The sequence below is a fragment of the Halogeometricum pallidum JCM 14848 genome, from assembly GCF_000337095.1.
Lineage (GTDB): Archaea > Halobacteriota > Halobacteria > Halobacteriales > Haloferacaceae > Halogeometricum > Halogeometricum pallidum.
On the sequence record NZ_AOIV01000006.1, the window covers coordinates 123,113 to 140,878 of the forward strand.

Sequence of the window (17,766 nt, forward strand, 5' to 3'; positions counted from 1 at the left end):
GAGAGCGGGTGTCGTTTGCGGGCGGTTCAGAGACCGAGATAGGCCGAGTTCGGGAAGATGCCGATCAGGTAGAGCACGCCGATGAGCACCGTCATGACCGTAATCGACATCGCCGGCGGGTCGACGTGGGTCCCCGAGTGCGAGTAGAAGACGCGCTGGGTCACCTCGCCGAGCAGTCCGGCGAGCGCGCCGAAGATGCCCCCGACGAGCAGTGCGACGAGCGGACTGCCGACGGCGGCGGCTCCGATGGCGGCGCCGCTGGAGCCCAAGAGCGTGATGTGGTGCGTGACGGGAATCTTCTCGACGCCGAGGTTGAGGAACAGCAGGCTCATCGCGGAGATGCCGTAGCCGAGGAAGAAACTCCCCGTTTCGAGCCAGATGTAGGCGCCGAGTATCCCGCCGACGAGTCCGATGACGGTGACGCCGGGCCACTTGTACTGGTGGGGGAGCCACGGTTCGGTCGCCGGTCTGATGCGCTCGACGCCGTCATCGACCATCGTTTGCTCCTCGCCGCGTTCGAAGGGCGACATGTCGAGGTAGCCCTTCCCGGCGGGTTTGCCGATCAGCGGGTAGTCGAAGGCCCCTCGGGCCAAGAGCGCCGAGAGGAACACCGTCAGCGCGATGGTGTCGAGCGGAAGTCCGAATCCGGCCGCTAGCTGGTTGATGAGGACGCCGACGACGCCGAACACGGCGCCGACGGCGAGGATGTCGGGCTTCGTCCCGAAGGCGTAGGTGATGTCCTTCCCGAAGTGGTAGCCCTCCTTGGGCCCCATCTCGGGGTACTTCTTACCCGCGTAGGCGGAGGCGGCGACGCCGCCCGCGAACGCGATGTGCGGGCCGGTGATGGCGCCGAACCCGATGACGCCCGTGATTCCGGTCGCTATCTCGCCGGCCGGAATCCCGCCGACGCCGCCGAGGTTCCCTTCGAGTATCGCCAGCCCCTCCCCGAGGAAGACGACGAACCCCGTGAAGATGAACGCCGGAAGCGCGCCCAAGGCGGCCCCGAACGCACCGCCTGCGAGGGCCGTGATGAGCAGGATGAGAAACTCCTCGGTTCCCATCCCGATGAGCGGAATCTGCAATGCGAGTCCGTTCATGGTCAGTTCTCCCGGGCCCAGTCGCGGGAGCGTTCGACGGCGTCGGTCCAGCGGCCGTAGCGTTCCTCGACGTTTTTCGCGTCGCCGTCGGGGGAGAACTNTCCCGGGCCCAGTCGCGGGAGCGTTCGACGGCGTCGGTCCAGCGGCCGTAGCGTTCCTCGACGTTTTTCGCGTCGCCGTCGGGGGAGAACTCGCGGTCGACCTGCCAGTTGTCGCGGAGTTCCTCGAGGTCGCTCCAGTAGCCGACGGCCAGTCCCGCCGCGTACGCCGACCCCAGCGCCGTGGTCTCGTCGACCTGCGGTCGGACGATTTCGGACCCGACGATGTTCGACTGCAGTTGACACAGGAAGTTGTTCTTGACCGCGCCGCCGTCGACGCGCAGCGAGGAGAGGTCGATTCCGCTGTCGGACTCCATGGCCTCGGCGACGTCGCGCGTCTGGAAGGCGATGGACTCTAACGTGGCGCGAACGACGTGTTCGCGGCGGGTGCCGCGGGTCATCCCGACGATGGTGCCGCGTGCGCGCTGGTCCCAGTGGGGCGCACCGAGCCCCGTGAACGCCGGCACGAAGTACACTCCGTCCGTCGAGTCGACCGACCGCGCGAGTTCTTCGGTCTCGGCGGCGTCCTCGATGAGCGTCATGTCCTCGAGCCACTCGATTGCGGCGCCCGTGATGAAGATCGAACCTTCCAACGCGTACTGGACGGGTTCGCCCGAGCGCTGGAAACCGACCGTGGTGAGCAGGCCGTTCTCGCTGGCGACGGCCTCCTCGCCGGTGTTCATGAGCATGAACGAGCCGGTGCCGTAGGTGTTTTTGGCGTCGCCGGCCTCGAAGCAGGTCTGGCCGAACAGCGCGGCCTGCTGGTCGCCCAACGCGCCCGCGACCGGAATCTCCGCGCCGAGGAACCCCTCCGCGTCGGTAGTTCCGTAGAACTCCTCGTCGGAGGAGGGACGGACCTCGGGGAGCATCGCGTCGGGGACGTTGAACTCCTCTAAGAGTTCGTCGTCCCAGTCCATGTCGTGGATGTTGAACAGCATGGTCCGGGAGGCGTTGGTGACGTCGGTGATGTGCTCGCCGGTGAGGTTGTAGATGAGCCACGAGTCGATGGTGCCGAGCATGAGTTCGCCCGCCTCGGCGCGGTCACGCACGTCGTCGGGGCGCATGCGGGCGAGTTTGATCTGGTCGGTGTTGTCGAGGAGCCACTCGGCTTTCGTGGCCGAGAAGTACGCGTCGGGCTCTAAGCCGGTCTTCTCGCGGACCCACTCCTCTTTGCCCTCGTNTCGACGCGGTCGGTGGTGCGTCGGTCCTGCCAGACGATGGCGTTGGCGAGGGGGCGACCGGTCTCGCGGTCCCAGACGAGGGTGGTTTCGCGCTGATTGGTGATGCCGATGGCCTCCAACTGCTCGGCGTCGAGTCCGCCCTCTTCGAGGGTGTCCTTGATGACCGCCTGGGTGTTCTCCCAAATCTCCTCGGGGTCGTGTTCGACCCAGCCGGGTTCCGGATAGATCTGCTCGTGTTTTTTGTAGGCGTTCGCGACGACTCGCCCGTCGTGGTCGAAGACCATGAAACGGGTTCCGGTNCCTCGGGGTCGTGTTCGACCCAGCCGGGTTCCGGATAGATCTGCTCGTGTTTTTTGTAGGCGTTCGCGACGACTCGCCCGTCGTGGTCGAAGACCATGAAACGGGTTCCGGTCGTACCTTGGTCGATCGCACCGACGTATGTGTTTTCTGTCATGGTTCGGTCGCGGCACGAATTTTACTCACGGTGCCGCTCTATGCATAAGAATCTCATATGTTCATGATAAACCTTTTCTTCTGCGTCAGTGGCTGACACGACCGGCGGAGAGCGCTTTTCGTTCGCCAAGAAGCGACCTCAGGCGGAGAAAGTCCGTTGAAGGTCTCACGAACGACCCGACGGGGAACGACCGGTTAGGTCTCTAGTCGGGGGTTGCGATGTTCGCGAGCGTACTTCACCCCTTTTTCATTCGAGAGTTGGAGGTACAGATAGAGAATCGTCCAGTGGTTCGTTCGAGAGCGAGTCCGGCCTCGGGTTCCGACTCGAATCCGATGGGTGCGTCTCGGAATCGCGAACGGGGTTCGAACGTACGTTCCGGCACGGCGCCCGAAGCCATCTCGGTATCTGCTCTCCGGATTTCTGGACTCCGTAATATCGTTATTGATATTGAGAACCCTAGAATAATATTCCGTGAATGTGTGTGAATAAGATATGAACCGAGTGCGCCAGCGGTCGTCGTGCGTCGAACCGAGGGACCGAGGGCAGGTCGGAATCGGAACCCTCGTCGTCTTCATCGCGATGGTCCTCGTCGCCGCCGTCGCGGCCGGCGTGCTGATAAACACCGCCGCGTCGCTGCAGGCGACGGCCGAGGACGTCGGCCGACAGAGCGTCGACCGCGTGGTCAACGGCGTCGAGGTCGTCAGCGCCACCGGTCACGTCACCGGCCAGGCCGACGACGGGGTGCCTAACCGCACGATCGACACCGTCCGTCTCTGGGTACGCCCCCGCGCCGCCGCGGGCGACGTGAACGTCTCTGACCTCACTATCAAGTGGGTCGGGCCGCAGGCCGCCGAGACGCTCACGTTCGACGGTTCCGGCGCCGCCGCGCCGTCGACGGGCGACGTACACGAGGCGTTCAACGCCAGCCAGAGCCTCGGCGACGGCGATCTGATGCTCGAAACCGGCGAGGAGTTCGTCTTCTACCTCAACGCCTCGCAGATAGAAGGCGGGAAGTCGGCGACGCTCGAACGCGGCGACGAGGTCATCGTGGAAACGACCGTCTCGGGCGGCAGTACCTCCGTCACGTACCTGCGCGTTCCCAACTACGCCGGAAACGAGACGTACGTTCCCCTCTGAGGCGATCCGCGTTCGGCACCTCACTCGCCGCGCGCCCGTTGTTTCTCGACGGTCACTCGGCGCCCGCGCTGAGACGCTCGTACTGTTCGCGGAAGCGCGCCGTGCAGGACGAACAGCAGAAGTGGTAGCGCTCGCCGCCGAAGCGGTCGGTCTCCCCCTCGCTCGTCACCGTGTTGCCGCACTCCGCGCAGGTGAGTGCAAACTCGGTTCCGCCGACGCTCGGCGTCCACTCGGTGTCCGCGACGACGGTCACCTCGTAGTCCGCGACGCGCGCGAGGTCCACCGTCTCACCGAGGGCGTCGCGGACCCGGTTCGCAGGGAACCGCGCGGAGAACAGGAGTTCGTCCTCGACGGTGGCGAACACGTGTTCGACCGCTTCCGAGGCGCGCAGTGAGTCCCTGACGGCGGACATCTCCGTCGAGGGGAGTTCGAGGCGGACCAACACCGGGACTCCCGACCGAAGCTTCGAACGGTCGAGGTCGGCCGTGAACCGCCTGATGACGCCCGACTCACGGAGTTTGTCTACCCGGTCGGACACCGCGGGCGGAGAGAGGTCGACCCGCTCTGCGATGTCGCTGAACGGGCGTCGCGCGTCTTCGGTCAGGAGTTCGAGTATCCGGAGGTCGGTGTCGTCCAGTTCGCGCATACCCACAGTCGACTTTCGGAGTACATAGCGTTTTGCTCACCCTAGCCGAGAGTTATGCGTCCGATACCGGGACAAACTTTGGTTTCGAAGGCTCCGGAACGGCCGACCGACGCTTCACTCACGTCCCCCCCGCTTTCCACAGTACCGAATCTACGGCGTTACACGGCTTCTACCTCCCGTTTTCGGTACTCTATAACGAAACCACTGTATCGTACACGTATTCGTAGAGGTCACGAAGAACACAATGAACCGTCAACTGACAGTCGTACTCGTCGCCGTCGTCGGCATCGTCGCCCTCGCGGGCGGTGCGTTCCTCTTCACCGGGCAGAGCGGTGGAGCGAGCGTCGCCCCCGCCTCGGACGATGCGGCCGCGGCCGTCGAGCAGTCGACTCCGACGTCACAACCGGGCGAACCGACCGAACAACCGACGGCGACGGACGCCACCACGGCGACCGAATCCGATGCGACGGCCGCCAGCGACGCGGACGACGGGTCCGTCGCGCGCGCCAACGAACCGCCGACGGCCGACGCCGGCGAGGACGTGACCGCCCGCGAGTGGACGCTCACCACCCTCGACGCCACCGGGTCGACCGACCCCGACGGCGACGACGCGAACCTCACCTACGAGTGGACGCAGGTCGCAGGCGAGCAGGTAGAACTCCGCGGCGCCGACACGGCGACGCCCAAGTTCTTCCCTCCCGAGTCGAAACTGAACACCCAACTCACCTTCGAGGTCACCGTCACCGACTCAGACGGGGCCTCCGCGACTGATACGGTCGTCATCACCGTCACCGAGTCGAAAGACGACGACGAGGAGACGACGACGAACGCCACCGAGGACGGCAACCAGACCGCTGACGGCAACCAGACCGCCGAGGACGACTCGGAGACGGGCGACGACTCGACCGTCGACGACGGCGGTTCGGACGCCGACGACGGCGCCTCCGAGAAGGTGGGCAATGACACCATCGCCCGGGCCACGTTCGGTTCGGACTTCGAGGAACTGAACGCCGAGGACGCGGCGACGGTGTACGAACTCTATCTGCGCCAACCCGATGGCGACTGGGACCCCGCGTCGGTGCAGACCCGCGAGGAACTCGCCCAAGAGACGTACGGCGACTCCTTCGAGAACCTCAGCTTCGAGGCCCGCGTCGACGTCCAGGAGAGCTTCGACGCCCAGTTCGGCGACACGGGCGGCGCGCTCTCGAAAGACGAGATATCGCAGGCGAAGTGGGGCCACGACTTCCACAACCTGAGCGTCGACTCCGCCGGTCAGATCGTGGAACTGTACGACCGACAGCCGTGGGTCAACGAGGACAACGAGCACATGCCCACCCGCGGGCAGTTGGCGTACCGCATCTACGACACCAGCTACGACGCCCCGCTCGAGGGACTGACGCGCGAACAGCGACTCGACATCGAGCGTCGCTACAACGCCCAGTTCGATACCGAGTAGCGCAACGAACCTCGCCGGTCTACCCCTTCAGGAAATTTCATTTCTTCGGTTGGAGACGCGACAGAGGTACGGTTCCGTAAAAGAAAGCGAGATAAGACTCAAACGATAAGTACGACGTGCGATGACTCAGACACTCACCGTCGAAGGCATGAGCTGTGAGCACTGCGAACAGACCGTCGAAGAAGCGCTCTCGGGCGTCGACGGCGTCGAATCGGCCTCCGCGGACCGAGACGCCGCGTCCGCAACGGTCGAGGGCGACGCGGACGCCCGTAACCTAGTTGCGGCCGTCGAAGACGCCGGGTACGACGCCTCCGCCTGACTCGGTTGGCTCGTCTTGCGGATAAGCCGGCGGCCCTGCGGTTGCGGCGCCGAGTCGCCCGCGCCGCCGAACTCTCGACCCCCCTCGCTACGAACTCACATACTGTCCGGATACAGACCAGATATCTATTGGTTATATGTACGTCCGGACCGTAGGAAACACTGCGCGTCGAAGTGACACCCACCATTCGCGACGGTGTTCCATCTCCCCCCCCGGAACTCCCCCCCCACATTCCGTCGCGATTTCGACGCGATACCTTTCGAGAACTCACCCGTCGAGCGCCGGGTCCGGTTCGAGATACTGCTGATTACTCTTCGTCGTCGTCCTCTCCCTCGCTCTGCGCCGCCTCCACCCGTCCCGCGTACTCCTCTAGCTCGCCGGCCAGCTCTCGGGCCTGTTCGGCCGTGAGCGTCACCTTCTCGGCGTGGGCCGGCAGGTGTTCGAGTTGACTGTTGTCGAGTTCGAGTTCGAGGCGGACGTGGTCGGGGTTCTTCCGCGGCGCGGTGACGTTGAGGACGGCGAACGCCTCCTCGGTGAACTCGTGGCTGACGGCTTCGGCGTCTACCATATCGAACGTCGTGTACGCGTTCACGCGCAGCAGTCTGTTGGGCATACCCCCCATTGTCCGCGGGCGGGCATGTGCGTGACGCTCCGAGAGCGGTGTCGCGTCCGGGAAAAAATCGAGGCGTCGAACCGAGTCGACCCGCTTCAGTCGTCGGCCGACATCGGCGTGTCGTCGGGGTACGCCGGGGCCGGACTGGAGTCCATATCGTCGTCGTCCGAGTAGGGGTACCACGTCATCTTCGTGTTGTGCATCATCGGGTCCTCGTAGTCCGTCTCCTCGGGTTCGACGTACTCGTCGAGTTCGTCGTCGTCGTGGCGGCCGACGAACTCGCGGAAGTTCTCGCCGTCCTCGCGGTTCTCGGCGAAGCGACCGATGAGGTTCGAGATGGCACCGGGCACCTCGTCGACGGGGACGCGCTGGGTAACCCAGCGGGCGAACTCCGGTTCCTCGCCGAGGCCGCCGCCGAGACCGATGTCCAGCGCTTCGACGGGTTCGCCGTCCTTGCGCGTCTTCATGCCGCGCAGGCTGATGTCGGCTATCTGCGGCTGAGCGCAGGAGGCGGTGCAGCCCGAGAGGTGGATGTGGAACTGGTCGATATCGTCCGGAAGGTCGACGTTCTCCTTGAGCCACCGCGCGTAGCGGACCTGTCGGTTCTTCGTCTCCACGATGGAGAGCGAACAGAACTCGGTCCCCGTGCAGGCGACCGACCCGCGCATGAACGGCGAGGGGTCGGGCGAGTAGTGGTCCAGCAGGTCCTCCTCGAGGAGGGCGTCGAGGTCCTCCTCGGGGACGTCGGTGACGATGACGTTCTGTCGCTGCGAGAGGCGGACCTCGCCGGAGCCGTACTCTTCGGCGATGTCGGCGAGTTCGAGCACGTCGTCGGCGCCCATGCGGCCGACGAGGACGTTCAGACCGACGAAGTAGTTGCCATCCTTCTGTTCGTGGACGCCGATGAGGTCGTTTCGGCCGCCGTTACCGGCGTTATACGTGTACTCCTCGCGGACGTCGCGACCGGCCGTCTCCAACTCGAAGTCGACGTACTCCTCCTGCAGGGTGTTCCGGACCTTCTCCGGGCCCCACTCGTCGACGAGGAACTTGATGCGGGCGTTGTAGCGGTTCTCGCGGTCGCCGTTGTCGCGGAACAGCGCCGAGAGGCCGCCGGCCACGTCGGAGACGTTCTCCGGGGGCACCCACACGTCGATGTCGCGGGCGAAGCGCTCCTCGTTGCGCGCGAGGCCGCCGCCGACTCGGACGTTGAAACCGACCTGCTCCTCGCCGTCGACTTCCTTGTAGGCGGGCTCGAAGGCGAGGTCGTTGATGTCGCCCTGTCCGGACCCGTCGGCAGACCCCGTGACGGATACCTTCCACTTGCGGGGGAGGTTCGAGTGGTCTTCGTCGCCTTTGAACGTCTCGTTGAGTTCGTGGATGACGGGCCACGCGTCGACGACCTCCTGGGCGTCCTTGCCGGCGACGGGGTTGCCGACGATGTTTCGCCAGGAGTCCCCGCAGGCCTGCTGGGTCGACATGCCGTTCTCCTCCAGCTTTTCGAATATCTCGGGCACGTCCTCGATGCGGATCCAGTGCAGTTGGATGGACTGCCGCGTCGTCCAGTCCGCGTAGGCGTCGCCGAAGATGGGGTTCGTTCCCGGTCCGCGAGCGTACTCGTCGGCTATCTCGCCGACGACGCGGAGTTGCCCGGGTTCGAGGACGCCGTTCGGCGTGCCGATGCGCATCATGAAGTACGACTCCTGTCCGTTCCGCTGGTGGTACAGCCCCCACCACTTGAAGCGCTCGAACCAGGCGTCGTGTTCGTCCTCCGGGATGCTCTCCCAGCCCTCCTCGGCGAACTCGTACAGATGTTCCCGAATCTCGTTGCCGTACACCTCAGATTTCCACCGCTCTACGTCCGTTGGCATGGTCTTGTTCCACCCCTAGCGCGGCGTCCCCAAAGAACGCTTCCTCACGTCAACCCTTCCCGGTGCTTTCACATAGGAGAATATATTGCCGGTTATTGGCCGATTACCGGGCGGAGGACGCCCTCGCGGTCGATGTGACGGAACGCGCCGTCGACGATGCGACCGACCGGCATCCACTTCGTCGTCGCGGATTCCCCGCAGGCGATGCACTGGCCGTAGGCCCGAACCTCGACGGTCCGGCCGTCGACGCCGACGTCGACGAACCCCTCGACGACCATGTCGGTCAGGTCGCATCTGCAGAATTCGCGGCCCGGGAAGCGCCAGAGTTCGCTCACGCTCACCTTCCGGTCGTCGTTGACCGACACCCACGCGCCGTCGTCCAGGATGCGAAGGGCAACTACCATCGTCGTCGGTACGGGGGCGCGCCACCCCACTCTGACGGCGCGAGCAAACGACGACTCCGTCAGTGACGGTGGATCGACGGAGAAATCGACCTACGTCGGCCGATTTCGAACTGCTTCCCGCATCCGAGTTACCAGCAATCGATTCCCCTTTCCCGGAGTAAAGGTACGGATTACTCCCGAAGAGGCGCTTATCCGCGTGCCGCCCGTTCGACTACTTGATGACCGACACGATAGACCGACCATCTGGTCGAAGACAGCACGTCTCGGCGGACGTCGCGCCCGAACTGTACTCCCGCACCTCTCTACTCCACGAATGAGTCCCGACCTCGAATCCAACACTGAGACGACCCGCGACGAGGAGCTTTCCGACTCGCCCGACGGCGACGAGGAGACCGAAGACGACTACGAGCACCTGAAGTCGCTCGACGACGGCGCCGGCTGCACCGAAATCTGGGAACACCTCTCCGAGGGCCGCGACGAGTAACCCGGTGACGGACACTCGGTCCGTCCCTCAGTTCACGATGTCTCCCCGCCTCTCTCCACCGACCGCAGACGTTGCCGGGCAGGGAGAGGCTTTTGCCGACCGGACCGTTACTCGAATCAACGAATGACGGACGACGAGCGGCCAGCCAACGACGACCACACTGCCGAGGACGGTCGAGCGGCGGGTGTCTCCCCCGAGACCGACGGGGGGCGACGACCGCTGCCGGCGGACCGCGAAGAACCGGTCGGCCGGCCCGTCGTCCGCGCGGACCCCGCCATCACCGGCGACAGAGCGGACGAAGCCGTCGGCTTCGACCCCGAGGACCCCGACAGCGTCGCGGAGGCGGCCGACACGGTCCGCGCCTTCTCGGAGAACACCGTCGGCGACGAGGACAACGTGTACATGCTCCGCGGCGCGGCGGCCTGTGCGGCCCTCGTCCGCGGCGTCGGGTCGTACAAGGCGGCCGCCGAACGCGCCGGCGGCGACGTCTCCGTCGCGTTCATCCGCAAGTGGGCGCGCGTGCACGACCTCCCGCAGGCCGTCCGTAGATACGTCGCCCGCGGGCGCATCGCGCCGACGGCCGCAAAGCACATCGCCCGCGTCGCCGGTCCCGACCGCTTCGACCTCGCGTGGGCCGTCCTCGACGGGGATCTGACCGTCCGCGAGGTCCGCCGCGTCGCAAGCGAGGTGAACGACGGCCGTCCGGTCGGGGAGGCGTTGACCGAACGCGGCGTGCGCTTCGGTCGCGTCGAACTCCGCCTCTCGCCCGACCAGTACCGCGAACTCCGGCGTCGGGCCTCGCTCGAAAATCGGTCGCCGGGCGATATCGTCGACGACGCCCTCGCGGACTACTTCGACTGATACTGTCGGCCGTAATCTATCGAACGAAGGTACGACGGACAGCGGTGTTCGTGCGAGTGAAACTGCTGGTTCCGAGAGACGACTTACTCGCTCTTACGGCCGGCAGTGTGAAGGAACCGCGTCGCCGCCTCGACGTACGTCTCCTTCGCCGTCTCTACTTCGCCCCACGGAATCGTCTCGTCGGGGAAGTGCGCCTGTTCGACCGTTCCGGGACCGTACACCACGGTCGGGATGCCGGCCGCCACGTAGTGCCGCGAGTCCGCGCCGTACGTCGCGCCCGTCGGGTCGGTGTCGTCGTGTCCCGTCTCGGCCATCGCCGCGCGGAGCGACTCCACGACCGGTTCGTCGGCGTCTATCTCGGCGGGTTCGAACTGGATGGTGAACCGCTCGAACGACGGCGGATGCTCGGAGAGCCAGTCGCTCTCTGCGACGACTTCGGCCAACCGCTCCTCGTACTGCGCCTCCACCTCCTCGACCGTCTCGCCGGGGGCGACGCCGAAGCGCCACTCGGCGGTGAGCGTCCCGGCCACCGACGACGACCACGACCCCGCGCGCACGATGCCGACGACGACGGGCCACGGGATAGGGTACTCCTCGTACAGGGGGTGCGAGACGGACTCGCCGCGTTCTGTCTCCAACTCGAAGAACGCCTGTCGGATGCGCTCGAAGTGCGGGAGTACGTCCTCGCCCTTCCACCGCGTCGCCGCGTGAGCCGCCCGTCCTCGGACGCGCAGGCGCTTCATCACCGTCCCCTCCGTCGCCGTGATGCAGCGCAGTTCGGTCGGTTCGGCGACGATGGCGGCGTCGCGGTCGAACGGATAGGGGTTGTCGAGCGCGGCCGCGGCCGCCCCGATGCCGCCCTCTTCCTCGCCCACGACGGCTTCTACCACCACGCGTCCGTTCGCGCCGTCCAACTCGCCGTTCTCGTCTCGTTCGAGTAAGTCGCGCGCCGCGAAGACGCAGGCGCTCAGCCCGGACTTCATATCTGCCGCGCCGCGGGCGGTGAGTTCGGCGCCGCGTTTCCCGTCGGACCAGACCGGTTCGTAGGGGTCCGACGACCAGTTCTCCGTGTCCGCGGGCACCACGTCGGTGTGCCCGTTCAGCACGAGCGTCGGCCCCGCGTCGGGGTCGCCGAACTCGGCGACGCCGGCGACGCTGGGTCGGTCGGTCACGTCTATCACGTCGGGGTCGTCCGGGAACGACGTGTGCGAGGCGAGCGTCTCGGCGTCGGCGGTCCACTCGTAGACGTCGAGGCCGAACTCCTCGAACTTCTCGCGGAGCCACGCCTGCGCCTCGGCCTCCTCGCCGTCGGTGGTCTCGAAGCGGAGCAGTCGGCCGACGAACGCCCCCATCGGGGTGTCGGCGGGATGTTCATCCATGGTGCTTCGACCCACGGTGTCACGGTACAAGAGCCTACGCGAGGGCGATTCGTTCGCCGTGAAGTCGCCCGCTTCCCTTTATTTGTAAACGCTTATCACCGCCCGCCAGTTAGGTGTTTTCGAGGGCCGGTAGCTCAGTTTGGCAGAGCGTCTGGCTTTTAACCAGACGGTCGGGGGTTCAAGTCCCTCCCGGCCCGTTTTGAGACCCGCGAGCGATAGCGAGCGGTGTCGTAACCCGGAGGGAGAACTGAACCGGGGCGCGGCGCTTCCCGTGGTTCGTCGGTCTGTCTTCGTTACTTCGAGCCCGAATTAATTCATCCACGATCAGATAAAAATTTCAGCTCTCGTGTCTTGTAGCTTCCTTGAAATCCAGGGTTCGGACGGTTTAAGACGAAATCAGCCAGAAATCCTTTGTGCGCAACGCGGGATGTGAGTACAGGAACAATGTCAGACACACGCGACCACACCGACGACGACGCTCTCGCGACGGCACGACCGAACCACAGCCGAGTCCTCGACGAGGAGCGCCTCGTCACCGACGGCGGACAGGCGGAGGATGAGGAGGACAACCAGTCGGAGTCCGACTCTGACTCTGACTCCGACTCCGGCAGCGAGGGGTCACAGGACGACCAGTCGGAGGGCGACGACGAGTCCGAGGGGGAAGAGACGGAATCCGGCGACGACGAGTCCGAGGAGGAAGAGGCGGAGTCCGGCGATAACGGGTCTCAAGAAGGCGAAGACGCGGCCGAAGGTGACCAGTCGGACGAGGAGGGCGAGAGCGAGGACGGAGCGCTCCACCCCGGTGACGAGTCCCCGCCGTCGCCCGACACGGAGGGCTCTACCTCCATTCTGTTCCTCGACCTGAAGGGGCTCTTCCTCGAACTCCTCGGTCTGGAAGTCGACCTCGAACGGGTCGTCCTCGAACTGGAGGCGACGCCCGGTTCGGGCAACCTCCTCGGCAATCTGCTGTCGTCCGTTGCGGGGCTTCTCGACGGCGGCCTCGCAGGCGGACTCCAAGGACTCCTCGGCGACCTCGGAGGCGGACTCCAAGGACTCCTCGGCGACCTGCTGGGTGGACTCGGTGGCGGGTCGTCGGGAGAGGGCGAGGGCGAGGGCAACGGCGAAGGTGAGGGCGAAGGTAACTCTCAGAACGCGCTCGCGTCGGGGGCGGGTTCCATCAAAGAGAGCCTGAGCGACGCCTTCGCCGACATCCCGATGGACGAAATCCTGACGTCGGTGCTCAAAGAACTCGTCACTCAACTGTTCGACGACTCCGACGGCTCCGACGGCTCCGACAAATCGGAGTCGAGTTCGGGGTCTGAAGCATGAGCGACGAGACGCCGGCCGTCAGTGGCGCGTTCGAGAACGTCGACTTCGCGGAAGTATTCTCCGACACGCCCCTGGCGGACGAGTTCGACGGGGAGTCGACCGCCAGCGAAACCATCGGCGCGTTCGTCGGCCGTCACGTCGGTGCCTGGGTCGGCGGCGTCGTGGGCACGGCGGTTATCCAGCCGCTTCTGTCCGGCGACGACGAGGAGGAGTCGGCAGACGACGACTCGGAGGCTGAGAACGCGGACGACAATGACGACAACGACGACGAGGACGACTCCGACGGCGACAGCGACGAGACGGACTCGTCTACCGACAGGGGTGAGGAGTCGTGACCGACTCCTCGGAGATGGCGAATCGAATCGCCAACGACGTCGTAGACGAAATCGACGTCGGGTCGGCGCTCACGGGCGGCGACGTAACCGAGGACTTGGACGGAGAGTCGCTCGGTCGTTCCATCGGCGAGACTGTCGGTGAGACTCTCGGGCGCGTCGTCGGCCGAGGAGTCGTACGGTGGACCCTCTCGAAACTGACGTTCTGGGACGACGAGGACCCGTCGCTCGCGGGTAAGATCGGTCGCTCGCTGGTCGTTGCGCTCGGCCGGACGCTTCAGAAACCCGAGTTCAAACAGCCCCTCGGCGACGCGTTCCGGGGCCTCGTCGACCAACTCGAAGAGCGACAGCAGGCGGCCAAGGACGCGGCGGCGGACGCCGGAGAGGAGACGAAGGAGACAGCGGGTGACGCGGCGGAGCAGGCGAAAGAGACCGCCAGCGATGCCGCAGAGCAAGCGGAGGACTCCGCCGAGAGCGCGGAGGACGCGGCCGGAGACGCGGCCGACGCCGTCGCGGAGGAAGCCGAGAGCGCGGCCGAGAGACTCGCCGCCGGCGACATGGACGAACTCCGCAAGGAGACCTACCGCGAACTGCTGGAGATGATGGAATACTCGAAGATACAGTCCATCGCCAAGCAGTCCGGCGTGAAAGCCAACCAGCAGCGAGACGAGATGATAGACGCCATCGTCGACAACTTCGACGCCGACGAGGACGCCGAAGACTCCGAGTCCGAGGGTGAGGATAACTCGGACGACGCAGAGGAAGCGAGCGAGGACGAGAGCGAAAGCGACGAGAGCGACGACGACGAATCGTCGTAGCGACGGGAGACACCATGACCGACTCAGACTCCGACCCCGAACTCGCCGGCGCGTTCGAAGAAGCGGCGGCGACGGCCGAGGAGGTACACGCCGAGAGCGGCGACGACGAACTCGACGGAGAGGAAGCGGAGACGCTCCGCGACCCCGTCGAGCGACTCGCGGACGCCCTCTCGGAAGCGTCGCTGGAGGAACTGCTCGAGGTCGCTGGATTCGAGAACGTCCCCGACGACGCCGAACCGGTCGACCTCCCGGCCGCCATCCGCGACGCCGACGCCGACGCCATCGTCGAACTGCGGACGCTGCTTCAACTGGCCGACCTCGGCGAGTCGTGGTCCGATCTGTCCGCCGAGGAACGGGCCGAACGCGTGGACCGGATCGCCGGCGACGCGCAGGCGGCCGACGACGGCGTCGCCCTCGAGGAGTACATCGACCGACTCGGCCACATCCTCGGCGGCGACGGAGCGGACGAGGGAGCCGAGGACGGGGCGGACGAGAACGAGGGCGAACTGCCCGATGAGGGCTCGGACGAGAGCGAAGACGAACTGTCCGACGACGACCCCGACGAGGAGTCCGCGGCGGAGGAGGACGACGAGGACGCGGGCACGGTCGAAGCCGTCGTCGACGCCGCCGCCGAGGCGGTGAGCGACGAGGATTCCGACGACGCCGAACGCGACGGTGAGTCGGACGACTCCGGTGGCTCGGACGGCGAGGACGGAGACGACGAACTCCTCGAACTGGAGGACCACGTCAATCGTCTGCGGCAACTCGTCGGCGACGACGAGAGAGAGACCGAAGCGGACGCGGCGGAGGCCGAAGCGGACGCCGCGGACGTCGACGAGGAGGCCGCGGAGGCGGACGCCGTCGAGGACGCCGAGGACGACGAAAAGCGGGAGGACAGTCCGAGGCAGTCGACATCCGGGTCCCGGGGCCGACTCTCGACGGTCCCCTCCTCGCGGTCGGACATGGGGAAGGCGGGGCGCTTCTCCACCGCGCGCGGCAAGCGGTAACCGGCCCCCGATTCTGCTACTCGTTCTACTCGTCTTCGAGGTCCAGCAGGTCGGCCGCCTCGTCGAGGTACTCGCCGTACACCGACAGCGCGGACTCGATGGGTTCGGGCGAGGCCATGTCGACGCCGGCCGTCTCCAGCACCTCGATTGGGTACCTCGACCCGCCGAGCGCCAGCGCTTCGCGGTAGTCGGCCGCGGCGTCCTCGCCCTCGCTCAGGATGCGTTCGACGATGGCGACGGCGGCGGAGATACCCGTCGAGTACTGATATACATAGTAGTTATAATAGAAATGAGGGATGCGCATCCACTCGCGGGCTATCCTGTCGTCGACGTTCGCGTTCGCGTAGAACTCCCCTTTCAGGTCGCCGTACAGTTCGTCGAAGCGGTCGGGCGTCAACGCGCCCCCGTCCTCTGAGATCGAGTGTATCTGATGTTCGAAGTCGGCGAACATCGTCTGGCGGTACAGCGTCGACCGGAAGCGTTCGAGGTACTCGTCGAGGACGTGCGTGCGGAACTCGTCGTCCTCGACGTTCTCCAAGAGGTAGTGAGTGAGGAGCGTCTCGTTCACCGTCGAGGCGACTTCCGCGACGAAGATGGTGTAGTCGGCGTACTGCCAGGGTTGTTCGTCCTTGGCCAGTTCGGAGTGCAGCGAGTGGCCGAGTTCGTGCGCGAGGGTGAACATCGAGGCGATATCGTCCTGGTAGTTCATCATGATGAACGGCTGGGTGTCGTAGGTGCCCGAAGAGAACGCACCCGAGCGCTTGCCCCGGTTCTCGTAGACGTCGACCCAGCGGTCCTCCAGTCCCTCCTCGACCCGCGACTGGTACGCCTCGCCGAGGGGAGCGACGGCCTCGACGATGTGTTCTTTGGCCTCCTCGTAGGTGACTCCCGGTCCCTCTTCGCCCGTCAGCGACATGTAGAGGTCCCAGATCTCCAGTTCGTCCACGTTGAGCGCTCGCCGCTTCAGTTCCGCGTGACGGTGGAGGTACTCGAGGTTGTCGCGGACCGTCTCCACGAGGTTGTCGTACACCTCGACGGGGACGTTCGGACCGTCGAGGGCAGCCTCCCGCGCCGTGTCGTAGCGGCGGGCGTTGGCGTACTTCACGTCCTTCTTCACGCTGTTTTTCAGCGCGGTACCGACCGAGTTGCGCACGTCCGCCCACTCGTCGTAGAACTCCTCGTGGACCGTCCGGCGGAACTCGCGGTCGGGGTGTTTCAGCAGTTTCGTGAAGTTACCCTGCGATATCTCGACGTCCTCGCCCTCGGGGTTCTCGACGGTGGGAAACGTCATATCCGCGTTCGACAGCATGCCGTAGATGTCGCTCGGGGCGCTGGCGACTTCGCCCAACTCCGCGAGGAGTTCCTCGACTTCGGCCGACCGGGTGTGCGGTTTCATCCGGAGCACGTCGTCGAAGTAGTGCTCGTACTCGTGCAGTTCGGGTTCCACCTCGAGAAACTCCGATAGTTTCTCCTCGCTCAGTTCCTGTAGCTCCGGTTCGACGAAACTCGCCGTCGACCGCGCCTCGGAGGCCAGCGACTCCGCCTTCGCCTGCAGCGCTTGGTACTCCTGGTTCCGCGTGTCCTCGGCGCTCCGCAGGCTACTGTAACTCGCAACTTTCGAGACGTCGCGCATCAGCTCCTCCTCCAGTTCGAGCAGTTCCAACAGCGTTTCGGGGCTCTCGGTCACGCGCCCCTCGTAGGCGGCGATATCCGGAAGCCGGCTCTGTACGTCCTCGAACGCCGCCTCCCAGTCCTCGTCGCTCGCGTAGATGCTCTCTAAGTCCCACTTGTACTCGGCGTCGATGTCGCTCCGCTCGGGAACCGAACTCATACCTCCTGAGAGCGACGGTGTCGTGGTAAGCTTTGTCGATTCCACCGCGCCTGCCGCTTGTCGCAGGTCTCGACGGCGCAACCGCTCGGCTACGGGGGTAGTGTCACGCGAAAGGGAGTGGGGGTGGGGTGGGAAGGAGGGACCGCGGACGACCGAGGCGCCGTGGTGGGGGGGACGGCGCCGCAGGCCGCATGCAGGCGGGGTTTCAGGGTCGGGGTGGGTGGGGGTGGGGGTGGTGGGGTGTCGAGGGTGCCTACCTGCGAACCGCGTCGGGGAAGACCGGTCCGCAACGTTCCGACGAACGCCGGCACGTTTCGTGGCACGAACGCCGTCACGCCCGTGCCGCACTCATACCTACTGTCGATAACATCCTATCAGTGTCGCCTAAGTGGTTTGGGTCCGAGCGGAAACACCCCTCAAAGACGGCAGTCGCTCGACGGTGAGAGGGTGGG

16 protein-coding genes, 1 tRNA gene and 2 pseudogenes are annotated in these 17,766 nt (G+C 65.6%); 10 read left to right on the forward strand and 9 right to left on the reverse strand.

Annotated elements, in window-relative coordinates:
- Positions 1-26 precede the first annotated feature (26 nt).
- The 3 genes and pseudogenes from C474_RS03425 to C474_RS23480 all read right to left on the reverse strand — a co-directional run.
- Positions 27-1,097, reverse strand: coding sequence for a hypothetical protein (locus C474_RS03425; protein WP_049916680.1), 1,071 nt, complete (start codon positions 1,095-1,097; stop codon positions 27-29).
- Between the two features lie 103 nt (positions 1,098-1,200).
- Positions 1,201-2,660, reverse strand: a pseudogene (gene glpK, locus C474_RS03430) (glycerol kinase GlpK); the annotation flags it as partial.
- 77 nt (positions 2,661-2,737) lie between these two features.
- Positions 2,738-2,830 (reverse strand): annotated as a pseudogene (locus tag C474_RS23480) (hypothetical protein); the annotation flags it as partial.
- A 492-nt stretch (positions 2,831-3,322) separates the two neighbouring features.
- On the opposite strand from C474_RS23480, the gene C474_RS03435 reads away from it, so the two are divergent.
- Positions 3,323-3,967 (forward strand): archaellin/type IV pilin N-terminal domain-containing protein, encoded by a 645-nt coding sequence (locus C474_RS03435; protein WP_008383976.1) that lies wholly within the window; start codon positions 3,323-3,325, stop codon positions 3,965-3,967.
- A 52-nt stretch (positions 3,968-4,019) separates the two neighbouring features.
- On the opposite strand, the gene C474_RS03440 is transcribed toward C474_RS03435, so the two are convergent.
- Entirely contained in the window at positions 4,020-4,613 is a 594-nt protein-coding gene (locus C474_RS03440) for an AsnC family transcriptional regulator (RefSeq protein WP_008383978.1), read from the reverse strand.
- 244 nt (positions 4,614-4,857) lie between these two features.
- On the opposite strand from C474_RS03440, the gene C474_RS03445 reads away from it, so the two are divergent.
- Positions 4,858-6,069 carry a PKD domain-containing protein gene (locus C474_RS03445; RefSeq protein WP_008383980.1) on the forward strand — a complete coding sequence of 404 codons (1,212 nt, stop codon included), beginning with the start codon at positions 4,858-4,860 and terminating at the stop codon, positions 6,067-6,069.
- Positions 6,070-6,190: 121 nt separating this feature from the next.
- Positions 6,191-6,388 (forward strand): heavy-metal-associated domain-containing protein, encoded by a 198-nt coding sequence (locus C474_RS03450; RefSeq protein WP_008383982.1) that lies wholly within the window; start codon positions 6,191-6,193, stop codon positions 6,386-6,388.
- Between the two features lie 307 nt (positions 6,389-6,695).
- On the opposite strand, the gene C474_RS03455 is transcribed toward C474_RS03450, so the two are convergent.
- The 3 genes from C474_RS03455 to C474_RS03465 form a co-directional block, all read right to left on the reverse strand.
- Positions 6,696-7,001, reverse strand: coding sequence for a DUF6360 family protein (locus C474_RS03455; RefSeq protein WP_008383984.1), 306 nt, complete (start codon positions 6,999-7,001; stop codon positions 6,696-6,698).
- A 95-nt stretch (positions 7,002-7,096) separates the two neighbouring features.
- Positions 7,097-8,869: a nitrite/sulfite reductase gene (locus C474_RS03460; protein ID WP_008383986.1), complete on the reverse strand. Its 1,773-nt coding sequence runs from the start codon at positions 8,867-8,869 to the stop codon at positions 7,097-7,099.
- A gap of 92 nt (positions 8,870-8,961) precedes the next feature.
- Positions 8,962-9,273: a hypothetical protein gene (locus C474_RS03465; RefSeq protein ID WP_008383988.1), complete on the reverse strand. Its 312-nt coding sequence runs from the start codon at positions 9,271-9,273 to the stop codon at positions 8,962-8,964.
- Between the two features lie 313 nt (positions 9,274-9,586).
- On the opposite strand from C474_RS03465, the gene C474_RS22290 reads away from it, so the two are divergent.
- Positions 9,587-9,757 carry a hypothetical protein gene (locus C474_RS22290; protein WP_008383989.1) on the forward strand — a complete coding sequence of 57 codons (171 nt, stop codon included), beginning with the start codon at positions 9,587-9,589 and terminating at the stop codon, positions 9,755-9,757.
- Positions 9,758-9,880: 123 nt separating this feature from the next.
- Positions 9,881-10,618: a DUF7119 family protein gene (locus tag C474_RS03470; protein ID WP_008383991.1), complete on the forward strand. Its 738-nt coding sequence runs from the start codon at positions 9,881-9,883 to the stop codon at positions 10,616-10,618.
- A gap of 83 nt (positions 10,619-10,701) precedes the next feature.
- Here C474_RS03470 and C474_RS03475 read toward each other — a convergent pair whose 3' ends face one another.
- Entirely contained in the window at positions 10,702-11,997 is a 1,296-nt protein-coding gene (locus C474_RS03475; RefSeq protein WP_008383992.1) for a M20/M25/M40 family metallo-hydrolase, read from the reverse strand.
- 123 nt (positions 11,998-12,120) lie between these two features.
- Between C474_RS03475 and C474_RS03480 the strand changes: the two genes are divergently transcribed.
- From C474_RS03480 to C474_RS03500, 5 genes are all read left to right on the forward strand, one after another.
- Positions 12,121-12,194, forward strand: a tRNA-Lys gene (locus C474_RS03480).
- 247 nt (positions 12,195-12,441) lie between these two features.
- A complete protein-coding gene (locus tag C474_RS03485) occupies positions 12,442-13,326 on the forward strand; it encodes a hypothetical protein (protein WP_008383993.1) in 885 nt (294 codons plus the stop codon).
- Positions 13,323-13,661, forward strand: coding sequence for a hypothetical protein (locus tag C474_RS03490; protein ID WP_008383995.1), 339 nt, complete (start codon positions 13,323-13,325; stop codon positions 13,659-13,661). The genes C474_RS03485 and C474_RS03490 overlap by 4 nt, the downstream gene beginning before the upstream one ends.
- Positions 13,658-14,476 carry a hypothetical protein gene (locus C474_RS03495; RefSeq protein ID WP_008383997.1) on the forward strand — a complete coding sequence of 273 codons (819 nt, stop codon included), beginning with the start codon at positions 13,658-13,660 and terminating at the stop codon, positions 14,474-14,476. Before C474_RS03490 ends, C474_RS03495 begins: the two co-directional genes overlap by 4 nt.
- A 14-nt stretch (positions 14,477-14,490) precedes the next feature.
- The gene (locus tag C474_RS03500; RefSeq protein ID WP_008384000.1) at positions 14,491-15,483 is read left to right on the forward strand and encodes a hypothetical protein; all 993 of its coding nucleotides are present in this window, start codon (positions 14,491-14,493) and stop codon (positions 15,481-15,483) included.
- Positions 15,484-15,508: 25 nt separating this feature from the next.
- Here C474_RS03500 and pepF read toward each other — a convergent pair whose 3' ends face one another.
- On the reverse strand, positions 15,509-17,314 hold the full coding sequence (gene pepF / locus C474_RS03505; protein WP_008384001.1) for an oligoendopeptidase F: 1,806 nt from the start codon (positions 17,312-17,314) through the stop codon (positions 15,509-15,511).
- Positions 17,315-17,766 lie beyond the last annotated feature (452 nt).